This window comes from Streptomyces phaeofaciens (assembly GCF_014648915.1).
In the GTDB taxonomy this organism is placed as follows: domain Bacteria; phylum Actinomycetota; class Actinomycetes; order Streptomycetales; family Streptomycetaceae; genus Streptomyces; species Streptomyces phaeofaciens.
The window spans coordinates 1-3,141 of record NZ_BMSA01000082.1 but is presented as its reverse complement, the minus strand read 5'-3'; the positions used below and the strand labels follow the sequence as shown (position 1 = coordinate 3,141).

3 protein-coding genes are annotated in these 3,141 nt (G+C 66.3%); 2 read left to right on the top strand and 1 reads right to left on the bottom strand.

The features are described 5' to 3' along the window. A partial coding sequence (locus IE275_RS45575; RefSeq protein ID WP_308435802.1) for a glycoside hydrolase family 2 protein occupies window positions 1-1,416 on the top strand: 1,416 nt, incomplete at its 5' end. Between the two features lie 318 nt (window positions 1,417-1,734). Here the strand turns inward: IE275_RS45575 and IE275_RS45570 are convergent. After that, entirely contained in the window at window positions 1,735-2,625 is an 891-nt protein-coding gene (locus tag IE275_RS45570) for an IS982 family transposase (protein ID WP_189718594.1), read from the bottom strand. A 125-nt stretch (window positions 2,626-2,750) separates the two neighbouring features. Between IE275_RS45570 and IE275_RS45565 the strand changes: the two genes are divergently transcribed. Then, on the top strand, window positions 2,751-3,062 hold the full coding sequence (locus IE275_RS45565; RefSeq protein WP_189718593.1) for an antibiotic biosynthesis monooxygenase family protein: 312 nt from the start codon (window positions 2,751-2,753) through the stop codon (window positions 3,060-3,062). Window positions 3,063-3,141: the final 79 nt, after the last annotated feature.

Genomic DNA, 3,141 nt, shown 5'->3' with positions numbered 1-3,141 from the left:
GCCGTCCGGATGCACCGGGACATGAACTTCACCATGATCCGCAACTGGGTCGGCACCAGTGACCGGGAGGAGTTTTTCGCCGCCTGCGACGAGCACGGGATCCTGGTGTGGAACGACTTCCCCAACGCGTGGGGCATGGACCCGCCGGACCACGACGCCTTCGTCTCGATCGCACGGGACACCGTGCTGCGCTACCGCATCCATCCCAGCGTGGTGATCTGGTGCGGAGCCAACGAGGGCAACCCGCCGGCCGCCATCGACCGCGGCATGCGCGAGGCCGTCGAGCAGCAGGCGCCCGGCATCCTCTACCAGAACAACTCGGCCGGCGGCATCATCACCGGCGGCGGACCGTACGGCTGGGTCGAACCGGAGAAGTACTTCGACCCGTCCACCTACGGCAGCAAGGACTTCGGCTTCCACACCGAGATCGGTATGCCCGTCGTCTCCACCGCCGCCAGCCTGCGGAACATGACGGGCGACGAGCCCGAGTGGCCGATCCGCGGCGCCTGGTACCACCACGACTGGAGCGAGCGCGGGAACCAGGCACCCCACACCTACAAGGCCGCCGTTGAAGCCCGTCTCGGCACCGTCACCGACCTGGACGACTTCGCCCGCAAGGCCCAGTTCGTCAACTACGAGAACACGCGCGCCATGTTCGAGGCGTGGAACGCGAACCTGTGGGACAACGCCAGCGGCCTGATGCTGTGGATGTCCCACCCGGCCTGGCACAGCACGGTCTGGCAGACCTACGACTATGACTTCGACGTCAACGGCACCTACTACGGAGCCCGGTCGGCCTGCGAGCCCCTGCATGTGCAGGCTGACCCCGAGGGCCAGGTCATCGCCGTGAACCACACGCGCAAACGGCTGCGTGGAGCCACCGTCTCGGCCGAGCTGCTCGACCTCTCGGGCTACCGGCTGGGCAAGGCGAAGAACACCCGGGTGGATGTGGATGCGGCCGCCACCGCGCAGGCATTCACTACCGGCTGGACCGACGACCTTCCCGACCTGCACCTCCTGCGCCTGACCTTGCAGGACGGCGACCGCCGCGTGCTGTCGCGCAACACCTACTGGCGTTATCGCACGCCGGACGCGATGCGGGCCCTGGCCACGGCCCCGCGCACGAAGGTGTCGGCGAAGATCGACCGCGCCTCGTGGGCCGGGAGCCGGCACGAACTCACCGCAACCGTCCGCAACACGGGCTCGACCGTCGCCGCGATGGTCCGGCTCTCCCTGCTGGACGACGCAACCGGGCGCCGGGTGCTCCCGACACTCTACGGCGACAACTATCTGTGGCTGCTGCCGGGCGAGGCGCGGCAGGTCACCCTGTCCTGGCCCGCCCCGGCTCTGCCCTCGCGCCGTCCGCGCCTGACCGCAGAGGCGTACAACAGCAGTTCCTCAAGCGCGAGGCCCTGAGAGGGACGGATCCGGCCGGGGCCGACGGGCGGTTCAGGGTCCGCAGACCCCGGCCTTTCCCTACCGGCGAGCGCGGCCGCGCGTCTCGTGAACGGCCCGGGGCAGTCACCCCCGGAAGCACGTCCCACCGGTGCACCGTGCACCGTCCGGGCAGCACCCCGGACGGTCGGAATGCAGGCCCGGGCCGACAGCAACAATGTCGGCCCGGGCCGATGCCACAAGCGTGGCACTCCTACCGGAAGTACCGCGGGCCGGGCCGATAGCCGCTCTCTATCGCTGGCCACCATGTCCTGGCTCTAGACGAGTCATTCCAAATGATCAGTGGTCATAGGCGACGAGCGAGCGCGTGATGGGGGCGCCGGTTTTGTGGTTGTGCCAGATCGCGCTTGCCATGGCGAGGATGCGCTGGGCGACGCGGACGGCGACACCCTCGAAGGTCCGGCCTCCGTGTTGTTCCAGGTCGAGCTGGCCCTTGAGGGTGTCGTTGACCGACTCGATCAGCTGCCGTACTGACTTCAGCAGGCTTTGGCCTTGGCGTTTCTTCTCGCGCTTGAACGAGGGCCGCAGTAGTTCGATACCGCGCAGGGCGAGGTCGGTCTCGAACTCCTTGGAGGCGACCTTGTCGGAGATGATCAACAGGCCGGGCCGGTCGGCGACCAGTCTGGCATCGACATCGAGCATGGCCTGCAGGACCTCGCGTTCGTCCATTTTCGGGTTGGCCAAAGCCCACAAGATCGGCATCCCGGCCGGAGTGCACACCAGATACAGGCGCAGGCCCCAGAAGAACCGGGAGCGCGAGGCGCAGTACCCGTATCCGGCCCAGCCTGCCAGGTCGGAGCGTTTCACCGTCGGCCTGGATCGGCCGCACTCCACCGGGGTTGAATCCACGATCCAGTGGTTGTCGAACCAGAAGTCCGTGTCGGCCGCGAGCATGCGTATCGCCTTCTTGACCAGCGGTAACGCGGCCCGCAGCCGCTTGTTCCAGCCCGGCTGCTTGGGCAGGTATGGGAACATCGACGTCAGGTTCTTGCCTGCGTACCGCAGCCACCGGGCCTCGGACCTGAACCCGAGCATCGCCTGGGCCACCCCCAGACAGACCAGCTCGGAATCCGTCAACCGCGGCGGCCTGCCCAGGCACCTCTGTCCTCCCAGCTCGTCATCGATCTTCACGTACAGTGCGGTAAGGAGGGTGTCCAGGTCGGTCTTCACAACCTGATCTTGGACACCCTCTTCTCGCAGTCACAGCACTTCGGTGTGGCTTCTGTCCGCTTTCACAGACACCATCGCCGATGATCACCTCCCCGTGCCGTGACTTCTGGTCCTGGAGGCAAGAAATGATTGTGCGTTTGTGGCGAGCCGCCGTCCTGACCGGGCAAGAGCTGGAGTATGACGCTTTCGCCCGGGACGTATCGCAGCCCATGTTTGAACAACAAGAGGGCTTCCGGGGCGTCATGTTCTCGCGCAGCGGCGAGCGCTGCCTCGTGATCACCTTGTGGGCCGACCAGGCCAGCCTCGAGACACTTGCCGCATCACCTAGATATCACGAGACCGTCAAGCGGATCAGCGCCCTCATCCAGCCCGAGACCACAACCGAGGTCTACGAAGTCCAGGGCGGGAACCTTACCGGAACGTCCCGAACCGGCTGATCAAGCACTTTGGAATCACTCGTCTAAAGGTTGTCCCGTAACTGGTGGGGCGGTTGGTGCGTTGGTCTGGCATGGGTGT